The 16,846-nt window shown below is 66.4% G+C and carries 16 protein-coding genes and 2 pseudogenes; 13 read left to right on the top strand and 5 right to left on the bottom strand.

Annotated elements, in window-relative coordinates:
- Window positions 1–47: 47 nt before the first annotated feature.
- Together rpmF and AC1RRV_RS19355 are read left to right on the top strand one after the other, a co-directional pair.
- Complete coding sequence (rpmF, locus tag AC1RRV_RS19360; protein WP_010919589.1) at window positions 48–230, top strand: 50S ribosomal protein L32; 183 nt, start codon at window positions 48–50, stop codon at window positions 228–230.
- Between the two features lie 120 nt (window positions 231–350).
- Window positions 351–1,343 (top strand): retropepsin-like aspartic protease, encoded by a 993-nt coding sequence (locus tag AC1RRV_RS19355; RefSeq protein WP_492861271.1) that lies wholly within the window; start codon window positions 351–353, stop codon window positions 1,341–1,343.
- Between the two features lie 3 nt (window positions 1,344–1,346).
- On the opposite strand, the gene AC1RRV_RS19350 is transcribed toward AC1RRV_RS19355, so the two are convergent.
- Window positions 1,347–2,117, bottom strand: a complete 771-nt coding sequence (locus AC1RRV_RS19350) for an enoyl-CoA hydratase (RefSeq protein ID WP_492861270.1) — start codon at window positions 2,115–2,117, stop codon at window positions 1,347–1,349.
- Between the two features lie 115 nt (window positions 2,118–2,232).
- On the opposite strand from AC1RRV_RS19350, the gene eno reads away from it, so the two are divergent.
- Complete coding sequence (gene eno, locus AC1RRV_RS19345) at window positions 2,233–3,513, top strand: phosphopyruvate hydratase (RefSeq protein ID WP_492861269.1); 1,281 nt, start codon at window positions 2,233–2,235, stop codon at window positions 3,511–3,513.
- Window positions 3,514–3,534: 21 nt separating this feature from the next.
- Here eno and AC1RRV_RS19340 read toward each other — a convergent pair whose 3' ends face one another.
- Entirely contained in the window at window positions 3,535–4,329 is a 795-nt protein-coding gene (locus tag AC1RRV_RS19340) for a hypothetical protein (protein WP_492861268.1), read from the bottom strand.
- Between the two features lie 139 nt (window positions 4,330–4,468).
- Here AC1RRV_RS19340 and AC1RRV_RS19335 point away from each other — a divergent pair, with 139 nt between their 5' ends.
- The 9 genes and pseudogenes from AC1RRV_RS19335 (at window position 4,469) to AC1RRV_RS19295 (ending at window position 12,580) form a co-directional block, all read left to right on the top strand.
- Window positions 4,469–4,771, top strand: coding sequence for an FtsB family cell division protein (locus AC1RRV_RS19335; RefSeq protein ID WP_047405705.1), 303 nt, complete (start codon window positions 4,469–4,471; stop codon window positions 4,769–4,771).
- A gap of 165 nt (window positions 4,772–4,936) precedes the next feature.
- Complete coding sequence (gene pdhA, locus AC1RRV_RS19330; protein ID WP_492861267.1) at window positions 4,937–5,968, top strand: pyruvate dehydrogenase (acetyl-transferring) E1 component subunit alpha; 1,032 nt, start codon at window positions 4,937–4,939, stop codon at window positions 5,966–5,968.
- Window positions 5,965–7,326: a pyruvate dehydrogenase complex E1 component subunit beta gene (locus AC1RRV_RS19325; RefSeq protein WP_492861266.1), complete on the top strand. Its 1,362-nt coding sequence runs from the start codon at window positions 5,965–5,967 to the stop codon at window positions 7,324–7,326. The genes pdhA and AC1RRV_RS19325 overlap by 4 nt, the downstream gene beginning before the upstream one ends.
- Window positions 7,327–7,381: 55 nt before the next feature.
- Window positions 7,382–7,657: pseudogene (locus tag AC1RRV_RS19320) on the top strand (GFA family protein); the annotation flags it as partial.
- 75 nt (window positions 7,658–7,732) lie between these two features.
- Window positions 7,733–7,816 (top strand): annotated as a pseudogene (locus AC1RRV_RS19315) (aldehyde-activating protein); the annotation flags it as partial.
- Between the two features lie 12 nt (window positions 7,817–7,828).
- A complete protein-coding gene (locus AC1RRV_RS19310) occupies window positions 7,829–9,112 on the top strand; it encodes a pyruvate dehydrogenase complex dihydrolipoamide acetyltransferase (RefSeq protein ID WP_492861265.1) in 1,284 nt (427 codons plus the stop codon).
- 24 nt (window positions 9,113–9,136) lie between these two features.
- The gene (locus AC1RRV_RS19305; protein WP_492861264.1) at window positions 9,137–9,613 is read left to right on the top strand and encodes a glutathione peroxidase; all 477 of its coding nucleotides are present in this window, start codon (window positions 9,137–9,139) and stop codon (window positions 9,611–9,613) included.
- 86 nt (window positions 9,614–9,699) lie between these two features.
- Window positions 9,700–11,100, top strand: coding sequence for a dihydrolipoyl dehydrogenase (gene lpdA / locus AC1RRV_RS19300; protein WP_492861263.1), 1,401 nt, complete (start codon window positions 9,700–9,702; stop codon window positions 11,098–11,100).
- A gap of 19 nt (window positions 11,101–11,119) precedes the next feature.
- Window positions 11,120–12,580, top strand: coding sequence for a DUF6880 family protein (locus AC1RRV_RS19295; protein WP_492861262.1), 1,461 nt, complete (start codon window positions 11,120–11,122; stop codon window positions 12,578–12,580).
- Here AC1RRV_RS19295 and AC1RRV_RS19290 read toward each other — a convergent pair.
- The 3 genes from AC1RRV_RS19290 to AC1RRV_RS19280 all read right to left on the bottom strand — a co-directional run bounded on the left by AC1RRV_RS19290 (window position 12,577) and on the right by AC1RRV_RS19280 (window position 15,786).
- The gene (locus AC1RRV_RS19290; protein ID WP_492861261.1) at window positions 12,577–12,972 is read right to left on the bottom strand and encodes a DoxX family protein; all 396 of its coding nucleotides are present in this window, start codon (window positions 12,970–12,972) and stop codon (window positions 12,577–12,579) included. The two genes, AC1RRV_RS19295 and AC1RRV_RS19290, sit on opposite strands and share 4 nt — an antisense overlap.
- A 111-nt stretch (window positions 12,973–13,083) precedes the next feature.
- Window positions 13,084–14,637 carry an AMP-binding protein gene (locus AC1RRV_RS19285; protein WP_492861260.1) on the bottom strand — a complete coding sequence of 518 codons (1,554 nt, stop codon included), beginning with the start codon at window positions 14,635–14,637 and terminating at the stop codon, window positions 13,084–13,086.
- 84 nt (window positions 14,638–14,721) lie between these two features.
- Window positions 14,722–15,786: an alpha/beta fold hydrolase gene (locus tag AC1RRV_RS19280; RefSeq protein WP_492861259.1), complete on the bottom strand. Its 1,065-nt coding sequence runs from the start codon at window positions 15,784–15,786 to the stop codon at window positions 14,722–14,724.
- An 82-nt stretch (window positions 15,787–15,868) separates the two neighbouring features.
- Between AC1RRV_RS19280 and lipA the strand changes: the two genes are divergently transcribed.
- Window positions 15,869–16,846: a lipoyl synthase gene (gene lipA / locus AC1RRV_RS19275; protein ID WP_492861258.1), complete on the top strand. Its 978-nt coding sequence runs from the start codon at window positions 15,869–15,871 to the stop codon at window positions 16,844–16,846.

Raw genomic sequence — 16,846 nt, 5'->3', positions numbered from 1 at the left:
CGAGTCGCCGCTCTCGATTTTCACGCTCAGCGAGCAGAGTCACTTCGATGGCCGTTCCCAAAAGAAAAACTTCGCCTTCTCGCCGGAACATGCGCCGGTCGCACCACGCCCTGGGCGCTAACTCGTTCATCGAGGACAAGGACACCGGCGAGCTGCGTCGTCCGCACCATGTCGATCTGAAGACCGGCATGTACAACGGCAAGCAGATCCTGACGCCGAAGGAAGACTAAGGTCTCCTTTCGTCTCTGACGATTTCGAAGACGCCGCCCGGTTCGCTGGGCGGCGTTTTTCGTCGTATTTTCGTCGTGCGTTCGGAAAACGGTGTTAGCCTTCCCTAAAGGGAGGTACCCATGCTCACACGCCGAAACATCACGGCGGGACTGGGATTTTCGCTCACGGCGTCATCGGCGCTGGCTGAGGCGATCACGCCGGTTTCACTAACCCAGACTCCGGCTCCGTCGGGGCAGGCGCCGCTCGCCGAGCCGCCGCTCCTGATTCTGGACGCCTCCTTGGACCAGGACGCCCGCATGACCGTGCCGGTCATGCTGAACGGCCAGGGCCCCTTCCAATTCGTCGTTGATACGGGCGCGGACCGCAGCGTCCTGACGCCGGGGCTCGCCGAACGCCTCAATCTGCCGGCGGGACCGGACGTCATCGTCCACGGCGTCTCCGGCTCGGTGCAGAGCACGACCGCCCGCGTGGCCCACATGCGCACCGGCGACGCACGCCTCCTCGACTCGATCCTGCCGGTGCTGCCGTATGATCGCGTCGGCGCGGACGGCTTGCTCGGGGTCGATATCCTCGAAGGCCGCAATGTCATCATGGACTTCCGCAAGAAGCAGCTGGAGGTCCGTCGCAGCCAGCCTATCTCGGACATGGGCCGACTGCCGCGCGAGGTCGCGGTCCTGGCCGACGAGCGCTTCGGACGCCTGACCTTGGCGGACTCGCGGATCGCCGGGGCCCGCTCGCTGGCCTTCATCGATTCCGGCGGCGGCGTGAGCATCGGCAACATGGCCCTAGCCCGCGCCATCGCGGCCCGTCGTCGCCGATCCGCCGACGTCGTCCAGGAGGCCCGCCTGCTGACGGCCGGCGGCGAGATGCAGCTCGGGGAGTTCCGCGTCGTGCCGTCGATCGTGATGGGCGATCTGCGGATCACCAACATCCCGATGGCCTTCGCGGATCTGCACATTTTCGACCTCTGGTCGCTGAACGACCGCCCCGCGGCGCTGCTGGGCGTCGACGTCCTGCGGCTCTTCTCGCGGGTCGAGCTGGATTTCGGCGCGGGGCGGGTCCTGTTCCGGCTGGGGCAGGGCGGCCTGGTCGCCCCGACCCTGAATGCCTGACGGCTACTGAGAGCGACCGCGCGCCATCACCTGGCGCCGGCGCTCCTCGACCTTCTCGGGCGTGACTTCGCGATTGTGAACGCTCGAGCGGTCGTGCTCGACCGTGAGGCCCTCGCCGAATGACCGGGCGTAGCCGTCGTCGATCAGCGACTTGTAGAACGACAGCGTCTCCACGGGGATCGAGACCATGTCTTCGGCCAGCTTCAGCGCGGCGGCCATCAGATCGGCCGCCGGCACGACGCGGTTGACCAAACCCCAATCGGCGGCGGTCCGGGCGTCGAGGAAGTTGCCGGTCAAGGACAGCTCCTTGGCGCGATAGAGCCCAATCTGGCGCGAGAGCTTCTGGGACAGCCCCCATCCCGGCATGATGCCGACACGGGCGTGGGTGTCGGCGAAGCGGGCGTTCTCCGAGGCGATCAGCACATCGCAGGCTAGGGCCAACTCGAAACCGCCGGTGATCGCCACGCCATTGATCGCGCCGATGACCGGCTTGCGGCAGGTCTCGACCGCGCGGACGGGGTTGGAGCGAGCGTCCTGATCGTTGGCGGCGCTCATCGCGTCGGGATCGCCGCCCAACTCCTTGAGGTCCAGGCCAGCGGTGAAGGCCTTTTCGCCGGCGCCTGTCAGGATCACCACGCTGACGTCGGGATCCTGGTCCAGAGCGACGATGGCGTCGTGCAGGGCCGCCCGCAGCGCCTTGGAAAGGGCGTTCATGGCCTGGGGCCGGTTGAGGGTGACGATGGCCACCGGGCCGCGCCGTTCGACGTCCAGCATAGGTTTCTCCCGTTTGTGACCGATGTTCAGTCGGCGCCCCAAAGGGAAGTCAAGTTGCGCCCGGGGCGCTTGGCGGCTAAAGGCTGCCGCGCCTTTAGGCCTTGAGGAGCAGTCCATGACCGAGATCGTCGACATCATCGCCCGTGAAATTCTCGACAGCCGGGGCAACCCGACCGTCGAAGTCGACGTGATCCTGGAAGACGGCGCCTTCGGCCGCGCGGCGGTCCCGTCGGGCGCCTCGACCGGCGCGCACGAAGCCAACGAAAAGCGTGACGGCGACAAGACCCGCTACCTGGGCAAGGGCGTCCTGCAGGCCGTGGACGCGGTCAACGGCGAGATCTTCGACGCCCTGTCGGGTGTGGACGCCGAAGACCAGCGCCGCGTCGACAACCTGTTGATCGAGCTGGACGGCACGCCGAACAAGGCTCGCCTGGGCGCCAACGCCATCCTCGGCGTCTCGCTGGCCACGGCCAAGGCCGCCGCCGAGTCGGCCGGCATGCCGCTCTACAAGTACGTCGGCGGCGTGAACGCCCGCGTGCTGCCGACCCCGATGATGAACATCATCAACGGCGGCGCCCACGCCGACAATCCGATCGACATCCAGGAATTCATGATCCTGCCGACCGGCGCCAAGAGCTTCAGCGAAGCCCTGCGCATGGGCGCGGAGATCTTCCACGGCCTGAAGAAGGCCCTTAAGGACGCCGGCCACAACACCAACGTCGGCGACGAAGGCGGCTTCGCGCCGAACCTGGGCTCGGCCGAAGACGCCCTGGCCTTCATCGTCAAGGCCGGTGAAGCGGCCGGCTACAAGGCCGGCGACGACTTCGTCCTGGGCCTCGACGTCGCCGCCACCGAGTTCTTCAAGAACGGCAAGTACGAGCTGGAAGGCGAAGGCAAGTCGCTCGATCCCGCGGGCATGGTCGACTACCTGGCCGGTCTGGCCGCCAAGTTCCCGATCCTGTCGATCGAGGACGGTATGTCGGAAGACGACTTCGACGGCTGGAAGCTGCTGACCGACACCCTGGGCAAGAAGGTCCAGCTGGTCGGCGACGACCTGTTCGTGACCAACCCCAAGCGTCTGCAGATGGGCCTGGACATGGGCCTGGCCAATTCGATCCTGGTCAAGGTCAACCAAATCGGCACGCTGTCGGAAACCATCGACGCCGTCGATCTGTCCCACCGCAATGGCTACACCAGCGTCATGAGCCACCGCTCGGGCGAGACCGAGGACAGCACCATCGCCGACCTGGCGGTCGCGCTGAACTGCGGTCAGATCAAGACCGGCTCGCTGGCCCGCTCGGATCGGGTCGCCAAGTACAACCAGCTGCTGCGGATCGAGCAGATGCTGGACGACCAGGGCGTCTATGTCGGCCGCAAGGTGCTGAAGGGTCGCTAAGACCCTTCCACATCGCTGAAGCTATCGAGGCGCGGCTTCCGAAAGGAGCCGCGCCTTTTGCTTTACGTAGGTCAGCGGCGCGTCCTTCTTCATCACCATGTAGCCGGTGATGGCGTGATAGGCCGGCTCGCCCATGGACGCGCCTTCGGGCGTCGCGCCGCCCATCGCGTTGCTGACCTCGTCGACCGTCGGCATGACGGGGCGGCCGGGAAGGGCGATGTCTCCCTTGACCAGATCGGTCGTATTCTCGGACTTCAGCTTCCAGCCGCAATTCTCGAACCGCTCCAGGCGATCGGGAGCGAAGGCCAAGGTCAGCAGCATCAGCTTCATCTTGCCGACCGCGGCGTCTTCCGCTTGGCCCATGGCGCGGACCTGGCGTGTGGAGAGTGCATGGGCATAGGTGATCCACCGGTCTTCGCCTTCCCACAGAGCCTTGAAGATCGAACCATCCATCGGGATCAGGAGGCCATTGCCGAAGTCCAGCTTGGGCGGGTTTCCCTTGATCATGTCGGGTCCGCCCTTGCGTCCCTTGACGACGCCAGGCTCCGCGGCCACCGCGAGGGCGGGGACGAGCAGCCCTCCGGTGAGGCTCAAAACCACGTTTCGACGCGACGTCATTGGCTGCATCCCTCTCAAGCTCCACCACAGGATGCGCCCGATCGTGGCGATTCTCGGACGCTTTCCCGGGTTTTTCGAACGGCGGACATGGTTGTTGCGTAGGTTAACCCACAAATTTTCTAAAAGCTTGGCGGTCGTTTCAAACGAGACCAGTTTCACCGCCTTCGCGACCGCGAAGTGGCTTCGGCGATGCGGCATCTAGATGCGGGTGAAACGATCTCACCTGAAAGCATCGATCGAACGGTCCGTCCGTGAGCGACCGGCGTTCGCAATGCCTAGATTTAGAAGGCGTTAAGCACGGTCGGCGATCCTGCGAATCCCTCTTTGGGACGCTCAGATGTTCGCCCGACTGCAACCCTTCCTGCCGACCGCGGCGATCTTTTTCCTGATTTTCTACTTCGCCTTTCACGCTTTGACAGGCGATCGAGGCTTGCTGTCGATCTCGCAGCGCAATGCGGACCTAGCAGCAAAAACAAAGGAACTCAGGAAGATACGCGCGGAGAGGATGGACCTGGAGGCCCGCGCTCGTCTATTACGCAGCGGCAGTTTGTCGGCTGATCTATTGGAGGAGCGTGCGCGTTCTCTCCTAGGATACGCCGACCCGAGGGACTATGTGATCCGCGTCAAGCGTCCTAGCTGACCGGTCACCTATCCTGGAAACGGCTGCCGGTCGGCCCGTGGATCATTTGATCTCGGATTGATCTTGAAGAGACATCAGGGCGTTTCCTTCGCGGAACCGACGATTTTTCGGCGGGAAACGCTTTCAGGACGAAGGCCGCGATGAAGATTGGCCAGGGAGATTTGAATGGCGCGTACGCGCAAGGCTGAGGCCTCGGAGGGGAAGGCGGTAGACACCGGTGTCAACGCCTTCGTCGGGAAAGACGAACTCCTGAAATTCTATCAGGACATGCTGCTGATCCGCCGCTTCGAGGAGCGCGCCGGCCAGTTGTACGGCATGGGCCTGATCGGCGGTTTCTGCCACCTGTACATCGGTCAGGAAGCCATCGCGGTCGGCATGCAGTCGATCTCGCAGAAGGGCGACCAGATCATCACGGGCTATCGTGACCACGGCCACATGCTGGCCGCCGGCATGGATCCCCGCGAAGTGATGGCCGAGCTGACCGGTCGCGCGGGCGGTTCGTCGCGCGGCAAGGGCGGCTCGATGCACATGTTCGACATCGAGACCGGCTTCTACGGCGGTCACGGCATCGTCGGCGCCCAGGTGGCGCTCGGCACCGGCCTGGCCTTGGCCAACCACTACAAGGGCAACGGCAACGTCTCGTACGCCTATATGGGCGACGGCGCGGCCAACCAGGGCCAAGTCTACGAGAGCTTCAACATGGCCCAGCTGTGGAAGCTGCCGGTCGTGTACGTGATCGAGAACAACCAGTACGCCATGGGCACCAGCGTCGAGCGCGCGGCGTCCGAAACCGCCTTCCACAAGCGCGGCGTCTCGTTCCGGATTCCGGGCGAGGAAGTCGACGGCATGGACATCGTCGCGGTGCGTGAAGCTGGCGCCCGCGCCACCGAGCATGCCCGCAGCGGCTCGGGTCCCTACATCCTCGAGATGAAGACCTACCGCTATCGTGGTCACTCGATGTCGGATCCGGCCAAGTACCGCACCAAGGAAGAGGTCGACGAGGTCAAGACGACCCGCGATCCGATCGACCACATCAAGGAACGCCTGGCCCAGGCCGGCGTGACGGAAGACGACCTGAAGGGCGTCGACGCGGAAGTGAAGCGCATCGTCGCCGAGGCCGCCGAGTTCGCCCGCACGAGCCCCGAGCCGGATCCCTCGGAACTGTACACCGACGTATACCTGGAGGCCGCCGAGTGACGGACATCCTGATGCCCGCGCTTTCCCCCACGATGGAGGAAGGCACCCTGGCCAAGTGGCTCGTCAAGGAAGGCGACACCATCAAGGCCGGTGACGTGATCGCCGAGATCGAGACCGACAAGGCGACGATGGAAGTCGAAGCCGTGGACGAAGGCGTGGTGGAAGCCATCCTGGTCCCGGCCGGCAGCGAGAACGTCAAGGTCAACACCCTGATCGCGCGCCTGAAGGGCGAGGGCGAAGCCGCTTCGGCTCCGACCGCTGCTCCGGCGCCCGCCGCTGAAGCCGCTCCGGCCCCCGTCGCCGCCGCTCCCGCGGCTGGTGGCCCGATCTCGGCCGCGTCGACCTTCGCCGATCCGGAAATTCCGGCCGGCACGCCGATGAAGAAGATCACGGTCCGCGACGCCCTGCGCGACGCCATGGCCGAGGAAATGCGCAAGGACGACCGCGTCTTCCTGATGGGCGAGGAAGTCGCCCAGTACCAGGGCGCCTACAAGGTCAGCCGCGAACTCCTGCAGGAGTTCGGCGACAAGCGCGTCATCGACACCCCGATCACCGAGCACGGCTTCGCCGGCATGGGCGTCGGCGCGGCCATGGCCGGGCTGAAGCCGATCGTCGAGTTCATGACCTGGAACTTCGCCATGCAGGCGATCGACCACATCATCAACTCGGCCGCCAAGACGCTCTACATGTCGGGTGGCCAGATCAAGTCGTCGATCGTGTTCCGCGGCCCGAACGGCGCGGCCTCGCGCGTCGGCGCCCAGCACAGCCAGGACTATGCGGCCTGGTACGGCAATGTCCCGGGCCTGAAGGTCATCGCGCCGTACGACGCGGCCGACGCCAAGGGCCTGCTGAAGGCCGCCATCCGCGACCCGAACCCGATCGTCTTCCTCGAACACGAGATGATGTACGGCCACGAGTTCGACATTCCGGACGTCGAGGACTGGGTCGTGCCGATCGGCAAGGCCAAGGTCCGCCGCGTGGGTTCGGACGTCACCCTGGTGGCCTACAGCCGCATGGTGGGCTTCGCCCTGAAGGCGGCCGAGGAGCTGGAGAAGGAAGGCATTTCGGCGGAGGTCATCGACCTGCGCACGATCCGTCCGATGGACCACGCCACGGTCCTGGAAAGCGTCAAGAAGACCAACCGCCTGGTCACGGCCGAGGAAGGCTGGGGCCCGATGGGCGTCGGCGCCGAGATCGTCGCGCGGATCACGGAATTCGGCTTCGACTATCTGGACGCCCCGCCGCTGCGGGTCTGCCAGGAAGACGTGCCGCTGCCGTACGCCGCCAACCTGGAAGCCCTGTCGCTGCCCTCGGTCGAGAAGATCGTCAAGGCGGCCAAGGCGGTCTGCTACAAGTGATCCCGATGCCCGCTCACGAAGGCCACGGCCCGCGTGAGCGGGCGAGGGGGCGCTGATGACGGTCCTGAACGGCTCCTGCCATTGCGGCGCGGTGCACGTGCAGCTCGAACCGGGCAAGCCTTTGGGCGAGCTACCGCTTCGCGCCTGTCAGTGCCAGTTCTGCCGCCGTCAGGGCGGTCGGACGACCAGCCATCCGGACAGTCGCCTGCACATCGCGGCCGCGCCGGGAGCGTTGCATCGCTACCGCTTCGGTCGTCGTGTCGTCGATTTCCTGATCTGCCGCGAGTGCGCCTGCTACATCGCCGCGATGATCGAAGACGACGGCCAGGCCTATGCGACGCTCAATATCGTCGGAACCGGCCTGCCCGGATTTGACGGACGCGAGCCCGAACGGCTGGACTATCACGACGAAACGGACGAACAACGCCTTGCCCGTCGCAAGGCCAAATGGACGCCGACCACCTTGGTCGAAGCCGTCCCGAACGCTTGAGGAAGAAGCTCAATGTCGATCGACATCCTGATGCCCGCTCTGTCGCCCACCATGGAGGAGGGAACCCTCGCCAAGTGGCACGTCAAGGTCGGCGACACCGTCAAGGCCGGCGACGTGATCGCCGAGATCGAAACCGACAAGGCCACGATGGAAGTCGAAGCCGTCGATGAGGGCGTGGTCGAGGCCATCCTGGTCGACGCCGGGACCGAGAACGTCAAGGTCAACGCCCTGATCGCCAAGCTGGCGGGCGAGGGTGACAGCCCCGCGCCGGCCCCGAAGGCTGAAGCGCCTAAGGCTGCTGCCGCGCCGGCCGCGGCCGCTGCTCCCGCCGCCGCCCCGGCTCCCGCCGCGCCCGCTCCGGTCGCCGCCGACGGCTCGCGCGTCCTGGCTTCGCCGCTGGCGCGCCGCCTGGCTTCGGCCGCCGGCCTGGACCTGAAGAGCATCAAGGGCACCGGCCCGCACGGCCGCGTGGTCAAGTCCGATGTCGACGCCGCCAAGGGTGGCGCTCCCGCGGCCAAGGCCGCTCCGGCCGCGCCCTCCGCCGCTGCTCCGGCCGCCGCCGCGCCGCGTCAGGTCCAGTCGCTGGAGCAGATGGGCATCCCCGCCGGCTCCTACGACCTCGTGCCGCTGGACGGCATGCGCAAGACCATCGCCCGTCGCATGACGGACAGCTTCCGCGATATCCCGCACTTCCCGCTGCAGATCGATCTCGAGATCGACGCCCTGCTGGCGGCGCGCGCCAAGATCAACAGCCTGCTGGAAAAGCAGGGCGTGAAGGTCTCGGTCAACGACATCGTCATCAAGGCCGCCGCCGTGGCCCTGAAGCAGGTGCCGGAAGCCAACGCCAGCTACACGCCGGAAGGCATCGCCATGCACCACCACGCCGACATCGCCGTCGCCGTGGCCGTGGACGGCGGCCTTATCACCCCGATCATCCGCGCCGCCGAGACCAAGGGCCTGGCCCAGATCTCCAACGAGATGAAGGACCTGGCGGCCCGCGCGAAGTCCAAGAAGCTGAAGCCCGAGGAATTCCAGGGCGGCACCTTCTCGATCTCGAACCTGGGCATGTTCGGCATCAAGTCGTTCGCCTCGATCATCAACGAGCCGCAAGGCGCGATCATGAGCGTGGGCGCCGGCGAGCAGCGCGCCGTGGTCAAGAACGGCCAACTGGCCGTGGCCACGGTGATGACCATCACCCTGACCTGCGATCACCGCGTGGTCGACGGCTCGATCGGCGCCAAGTTCCTGGCGGCCTTCAAGCCGCTGATCGAAGAGCCGCTGACCCTGATCGTCTAAGTCAGGACGCGGGGAGAGAGCGCCATGTCGGTCTACGACTACTCGGCCCAGACGCTGGACGGCCAGGACGTGAACCTGGCCGACTATCGCGGCCAGGTGCTGCTGATCGTGAACACCGCGAGCAAATGCGGGTTCACGCCCCAGTACGAAGGCCTCGAAGCGCTCTACAAGGCTCACAAGGATCGCGGCTTCACGGTCCTGGCCTTCCCCTGCAATCAGTTCGGCGCTCAGGAGCCGGGAAACGCCGAAGAGATCGCCAGCTTCTGCTCGCTGACCTACGACGTGACCTTCCCGGTGATGAGCAAGATCGACGTCAACGGCGCCGACGCCCATCCGCTCTACCGCTTCCTCAAGAAGGAGCAGAAGGGCGTCTTGGGCACCGAGGCGATCAAGTGGAACTTCACCAAGTTCCTGATCGGCAAGGACGGCGAGGTCGTCGAGCGTTTCGCGCCGACCGTGAAGCCCGAAGACCTCAAGGTCGCGGTCGAGGCGCTGCTTTAGTTTCTCCCGGATCGGCTTGCAGGCCGATCGATCTAGGCCGTCCGGCTTTCTCTCCCGGACGACGTCCAAGCTAGGGTAAGATGAACATGTCCACGGAATTCGATGTCGTCGTCATCGGCGCCGGTCCTGGCGGCTATGTGGCCGCGATCCGCGCCAGCCAACTGGGCCTGAAGACGGCCATCGTCGAGCGCGAGAACCTGGGCGGCATCTGTCTGAACTGGGGCTGCATCCCCACCAAGGCCCTGCTGAAGTCGGGCGAGATCTTCGAGCAGCTGTCGCACCTGGATTCCTACGGCCTGTCGGTCGAGAAGCCCGCCTTCGACTTCGCCAAGATCATCGACCGCTCGCGCGGCGTGGCCAAGACCATGTCGGGCGGCATCGCCTACCTGATGAAGAAGCACAAGATCGAGGTCATCGAGGGCGAGGCCAAGCTCGAGAAGGGCAATCCGGCGCCCAAGCTCGTCATCGCCCTGAAGGCCGGCGGCAGCCGCACGGTCCAGGCCAAGAACGTCATCCTGGCCAGCGGCGCCCGCGCTCGCGAAATCCCGGCCATCGGTGCGGTCTCGGACGGCGACAAGATCTGGACCTATCGTGACGCCCTGGCGCCCAAGACCATGCCCAAGTCGCTGGTCGTGATCGGCTCGGGCGCCATCGGCATCGAGTTCGCCAGCTTCTACCGCGCCCTTGGCGCCGAGGTGACCGTCGTGGAAGCCATCGACCGCATCATGCCGGTCGAGGACGCCGAGGTTTCCAAGGCCGCCCAGAAGGCCTTCGAAAAGCGCGGCATCAAGTTCCGCATCGGCGCCAAGGTCAGCAAGGTCGAGAAAACCAAGGACGGCGTCTCCGTCACGGTCGACGTCGGCGGCAAGATCGAGCAGCTGACCGCCGAGAAGTGCATCGTCGCCGTCGGCATCGCGCCGAACAGCGAAGGCGTGGACGCTGTCGGCCTGAACCTGGATCGCGGTCACGTCGTCACCGACAAGCACTGCAAGACCAACGTCCCGGGCCTCTATGCGATCGGCGACGTCGCTGGCGCCCCCTGGCTCGCCCACAAGGCCAGCCATGAAGGCATTCACGCCGCCGAGGCCATCGCTGGCTACAAGACCCCGAACGTCAACTCGCCGATCCCGGGCTGCACCTACGCCAACCCGCAGGTCGCCTCGGTGGGCTACACCGAAGCCGGCGCCAAGGCGGCGGGTATTGAGGTCAAGGCCGGTCGCTTCCCGTTCAAGGTCAACGGCAAGGCCGTGGCCGCCGGCGAGATCGAGGGCTTCGTGAAGACCGTGTTCGACGCCAAGACCGGCGCGCTGATCGGCGCGCACATGATCGGCCACGAGGTGACCGAGATGATCCAGGGCTTCGTCACGGCGATCACCCTGGAGGCCACCGAGGAGGACCTGCACGGCATCGTCTACGCCCACCCGACCATGTCGGAAGCCATGCACGAAGCCGCGCTGGACGCCTACGGCCGCGTCCTGCACATCTAGGACCTCTTGAGGGGGCTGGATGGCGCGCAAGGCCGCGACGACGACGGGCGAGAAGCCAGCCAAGGTCAGGAAAGGGTCCAAGACGACCCTCTCCGAGGCCAATCTGGTCGACCTCGGCCCCGAACGCCTGGCCGCCATCCTGCTCGACCTCTCCAGCGACAGTCACGTCAAGCGCGTGCTGCGACTGGAGCTGTTCGCCGAGGCGGGGGGCGAGGGGCTGGCGCTGGAGGTTTCCAAGCGCCTCGCCACCATCGGCAAGTCCTCCTCGCGGATCCATTGGCGCAAGCGCGTGGCCTTCGCCCGCGATCTCGACCTGCATCGGCGGATGATCGAGCGGCTGGCCGAGGATGACCCGACCGCCGCGCTTGATCTGATGCTGGATCTCCTGGATTTGGCGTCCCCGACCCTGGATCGTCTCAGCCAGGTCGAAGGACCGATCGGCGATGTCTTCCTGGCCGCCCGCGATGCGATCGGCGTCATCGCCGAAAAGGCCGTACCTGAGCCCATCGCCTTGGCGGAACGCACCGCCAAGCTCCTGGCGACCGACTACCACGCTCAGATGGGCCCGCTGGCGGGCGCCCTGGCCCCGGCCATGGGGGCGCAGGGCCAAGCCCACCTGCGGCAGGTTCTGGAAACAGTCCTGGCCGTCAACGCCAAGCGGCTCAGGGGACCCGACCCCATGGCCGCGGTCTACAAGGACGCCCTGCGCCGCCTGGCCGACGCCAGTGGCGACGTCGACGCCTTCGAGGCCACTTTCGCGCCCGACCTGCGCCGCACGCCCCTGGTTTCGGCCGAGATCGCCCGACGGCTGCTGGCCGCCGGGCGCGCCGAGGAGGCCCTGGCCACGCTGCAGGCCGGAGCGCCGAGCGAGCAGCGCGGTCGCCACCAGAGCAGCCTCGAAGAGCGGGCCGCCTGGGAAGAGGCGATGCTCGACGCCCTGGAAGCCTCTGGACACCACGAGGAAGCCCAGAAGCGTCGCTGGGCGGACTTCGAGGCCACGCTGTCGATCCCGCGCCTGCGGGCCTATCTGAAGGGCTTGCCGGACTTCGACGACGTCGAGGCCGAGGATCAGGCCAAGGCGGTCGCCAAGCGTTTCCCGCGCTTCGACACGGCGCTGGCCTTCCTGGTCTCATGGCCCGATCTGGCGGCGGCCTCCCGCCTGGTGCTGGCTCGGTCGGGCGAGATCAATGGCGCGGACGACACCCTGATGGCTGAGGCCGCGCGTCGGATCGAGGGCGCCTATCCGCTGGCGGCGACGCTGCTGCTACGCGCCTCGATCCAATATGTCCTGACTTACGGCGTCGCGGCTCGGTATGCCGAGGTCGCGCGCCAGCTGCTGGAGGCGGAGTCGCTGTCGGTCATGATCGCCGACTATGGCGAGTATCCCGACCACGCCGCTTTCGTCGCCGACCTGCGCGCCATGCACGGTCGCAAGCAGGGCTTCCGAGCTGAGCTGGAAGCCCTGGGCGCGACCTTCTAGGGACGCTTGCGCATCTGGGCGTCCAGGCTCCAAGCGCCGGGGCCCTGGAACACCAGATAGAGGAAGATGAAGCAGAACAGGATCGCCGGTTCGCCCTTGTTGAGCGCGGGCCAGAAGCCCTGGCTGGCGTGGACCAGGAAATAGGCCACGGCCATCTGGCCCGACAGGATGAAGGCCACGGGCCGTGTGAACAGGCCCAGCACCAACAGTCCTCCGCCGATGATCTCCAACCAGGCGGCGGCGACCAGCATCGGCGGCAGCGGATCCGACACGCCCGGCTGGGCGGCTGGGAAGTGGAAGACCTTCATGAGGCCATGCTCCATGAAGAGCAGGGCGGCGATGATGCGAAGCAGGCTGAGCACGCGCGGCGCCCAGACGACGAGACGTTCCATGTCTATTCCCTCTTGATGCGAACGCAGAGAGCCCCCTCGGCTCGACGCTTACTCACAAACTGAAAGGAGTAGTCCGGCGGCGTCTGTTCAGAGCCTCCGGACCTTGAAGGTCTAGGCCGCCCGCGTGTCGGTCTCGGCCATGCGCTGGATCGCGACGTAGTCGGTCTTTCCGCTGCCCAGGACCGGCACCTGCGGCACCTTGAGAATCTTGCGCGGCACGGCCAGTTCCGGTGCGCCGATCGTCTGCGCATGGGCCACCAGAGGGCCGACATCCGCGTCGTGACGGTCGGTGACCAGGACCAGCTTCTCGCCCTTCTTCTTGTCGGGCATCGAGATCACCGCATGGCGGCCATCGGGCCAGACGGCCGAGGCCAGATCCTCGGCGGCGGTCAGGGAAACCATCTCGCCCCCGATCTTGGCGAAGCGCTTCACGCGCCCCTTGATGGTGATCCACTGGTCGTCGGTCATGGCGACCACGTCGCCGGTGTCGTGCCAGCCATCCTCGGGCGCGTCGACGCCGCCGTCCTCGCGCAGATAGCCGGCCATGATGTTGGGGCCGCGCACGAAGAAGCGGCCGCCGCCCGTGATGCCTTCGACCGGCTCGATGCGGGTCTCCTGGCCGGGCAGCAGCCCGCCCACCGTGCCAGGGCGATTGTCGTTGGGTTTATTGACGGCGATGACCGGCGAGGCTTCGGTGGCGCCATAGCCTTCCAGCACGGGCACGCCGCCAAAGCGTTCGGCGATCAGAGCGTGCGTCTCGTCGCGGACCTTCTCGGCGCCGCAGACGATGAACTTCAATCCGCCCAGTTCGTCGGCGTCCGAGGCGCGCGCGTACTGGTTCACGAAGGTGTCGGTGGCCAGCAGGATCGAGGCCTTGGCGTCCTTGATCAGCGGCGGGATCTGCTTGGTATGCAGCGGTGAGGGATACTGGAACGCCTTCATGCCGGTCAGGATCGGCAGGATCACCCCGCCGGTCAGGCCAAAGCAGTGGAAGACGGGCAGGGGGTTGAACATCACCCAGTCCGGATCGAGCTCGATGTGAGCCGCGATCTGCATGGCGTTCTGGACCAGGTTCTCCTGGGTCAGCACCACGCCGCGCGGCGCGCCGAAGCTGCCGGAGGTGAACAGGACCACGCCCTTGTCGGACGGTTTGGCCGGCGCGCGGAATTGGCGCGGGAAGAACCCTGCCGCGGCGGCGAACAGCTTGTCCGGCAGGCCGATCGTGCCACGCACGTCTTCCAGATAGGTGATCTCGGCATGGGCGCCGATGGCGTCGACGATGTCGTGCAGCTTGCCCAGTTCGATGAACTTGTGAGCGGTCAGCACGCGCTTGACCTTGGCCAGCTTGCAGGCGGCCCTGATATTCCGCAGGCCGGCCGTGAAGTTCAGCATGGTCGGAACGCGGCCGAAGGCATGCAGGGCGAAGAAGGTCACGACCGAGCCCGAACCCGAGGGCAGCAGCACGCCGACGTTCTCACCGGGCTTCGTCATGGCGGCGATCTTGCGACCGAGCGCGAAACTGGCGCGGATCAGGTCTGTATAGCTGAGCGGATTACGGTCCTGGTCCTCCAGGATCGGTTTCTTGGCGCCATACTTGTCGCGAGCGTCGATAAGGGCGTCGAAGATGGCTTTGTGGCCATTTCGCGCATCGTAAGCTACCGCCATACCGGCGAAACCTCCCCGAAAAGCGTAAGTCGCTTTCGTTAAACGCCGAGTCTGCCGGGGAAGGTCCAGCTTTGCAAGAAAGAGTCATGAACCGTGAGGTTCGGCCTTGTGGGGCAGGGCGGCGGCGAGGTCTGGGCTTCGGATGAAGTCGACGATCGCCGCCAGCCAAAGGGCGCGGACGGCGTCCGATTCCATGTGCGGGTCGTGGCCGGAGGCGGGATTTCGCACCTCTCTGCACTTCTTCATCGCCGCGCAGAGCCGGGTCTGGGGCGTGGCGGTGACGACCGTGTCTCGGCCTGCGTCCAGCATCAGCACGGGCGGAGCGACCTTGCGGGCGTCGCGGGCGGCCGCCTCGGAGGCGTCGAAGAAGGCGGCGAACCAGCCCAGGCTGCGTCCGCCCATGCGCAGATCCGGATTGGCCAGCATCCAGGCCGCTTGCACCTTGCCGCGCGCCGCGTCGTGGGTGCGCCCGCCCGCGAAGTCGTCTGGGGTGTCTCGCCGCCAGTTCGGCTGGTCGGGGGTGCGGATCCAACCGAGCCGCAGGGTGCGCATCGCCGGCGTGAAACGGGCGAAGTCGGCGCGGGATCGGGGCAGGGCGGCCAGGCCGAACGCGGGTGAGGACAGCACCAGGCCATCCATCGGCAAGCCTTCCTGCGCCGCGCGGAGAGCGACAAGGCCGCCGTCGGCGTGGCCGATGACCACGAATGGCGTATCGCCTCGGGGGCGGATCACCGCCTTGGTCATGGCGCGGACGACCGCGACATCCGGTTCGAAGCTGTCGGCATGGCCAAGGTCGCGCCAAGGTGTGGCGCGCCCGGACCCGCCCTGGCCCTGGCGCTCCAGCACCCAGACCGTGAAGCCTTGGGCTGTAAGGTCCGAAACAGTCTCGAACCATTTCTCGGCGCTTTCGCCGTAGCCGGTCAGGATCAGCACGGTGGCGCGGGACGCCACCGGCGGCGCGGTGACGCCGTAGCGCTGCACCAGACCCTCTCCACTGCGAACGAAGCCCCAGCTCCAGCCCTGCGGCGGATAGAAGCGGGACCCCAGCGACGGCGGCGTGTGGGTGTCGGCGAACGGCGCGCGCGAGGCCCCGTCACCGCAGGCGGAGACGATGAGAGCCAGGGCGACAACGAACAGGCGGCGACGCATATGGCCCAGTCATTTCGCGCGTCGCGCTCTTAAGCAAGATCAAGCGCTTGATCCCGAGGCCAAGAAGACCGATTTAGGCGCCATGGCCACGGTGATCGACACCCTGAAGGCTCGCGGCTCGGAAGACCGAGCGGCGCGCCATCCCGAAAAGCAGAACCGCCCCGATACGCCGGTGCTCCGCAAACCCGAGTGGCTGCGCGTGCGCGCGCCTGGCTCGGGGCAGTACAACGAGACCAAGAGCATCGTGCGCGAGCACAAGCTGACCACGGTCTGCGAGGAAGCGGCCTGCCCGAACATTGGCGAGTGCTGGAGCCAGAAGCACGCGACCATGATGATCATGGGCGAGATCTGCACCCGCGCCTGCGCCTTCTGCAATGTCACCACCGGTCTGCCGACCCAGCTTGACCCCGACGAGCCGCGCCGCGTGGCCGAGGCCGTCGCCAAGATGGGCCTCAAGCACGTGGTCATCACCTCGGTGGACCGCGACGACCTGATCGACGGCGGCGCCCGCCACTTCGCCGAGGTCGTCACCGCCATCCGCGCGGCCGCCCCGGGCACGACCATCGAGATCCTGACGCCGGACTTCCTGCGCAAGGACAGCGCCGAGAACGTGGTGATCGACGCCAAGCCGGACGTCTTCAACCACAATCTCGAGACCGTGCCGCGGCTCTATCTGAAGATCCGTCCAGGCGCCCGCTATTACAACTCGCTGCGCCTGCTAGACCGCGTGAAGCAGCGCGATCCCTCCCAGTTCACCAAGTCCGGCCTGATGGTCGGCCTGGGTGAAACCAAGGAAGAGGTCATGCAGGTCATGGACGACATGCGCTCGGCCGGCGTCGACTTCATCACCATCGGCCAATACCTGCAGCCGACCCGCAAGCACGCGGCGATCGACCGGTTCGTGACGCCGGAAGAGTTCAAGGCCTATGAGGCGATCGCCCGGGCCAAGGGCTTCCTGATGGTCTCGTCCAGCCCCCTGACCCGCTCGTCGCACCACGCCGGCGATGACTTCGCCAAGCTGCAGGCGGCGCGGCGCGCCCTCGACGCCCGCTCGGCGTAA

Source organism: Caulobacter sp. GW821-FHT11E10 (assembly GCF_058808375.1).
Note: the sequence above shows the minus strand (reverse complement) of the source record. Positions and strands in the feature narration are given on the sequence as shown.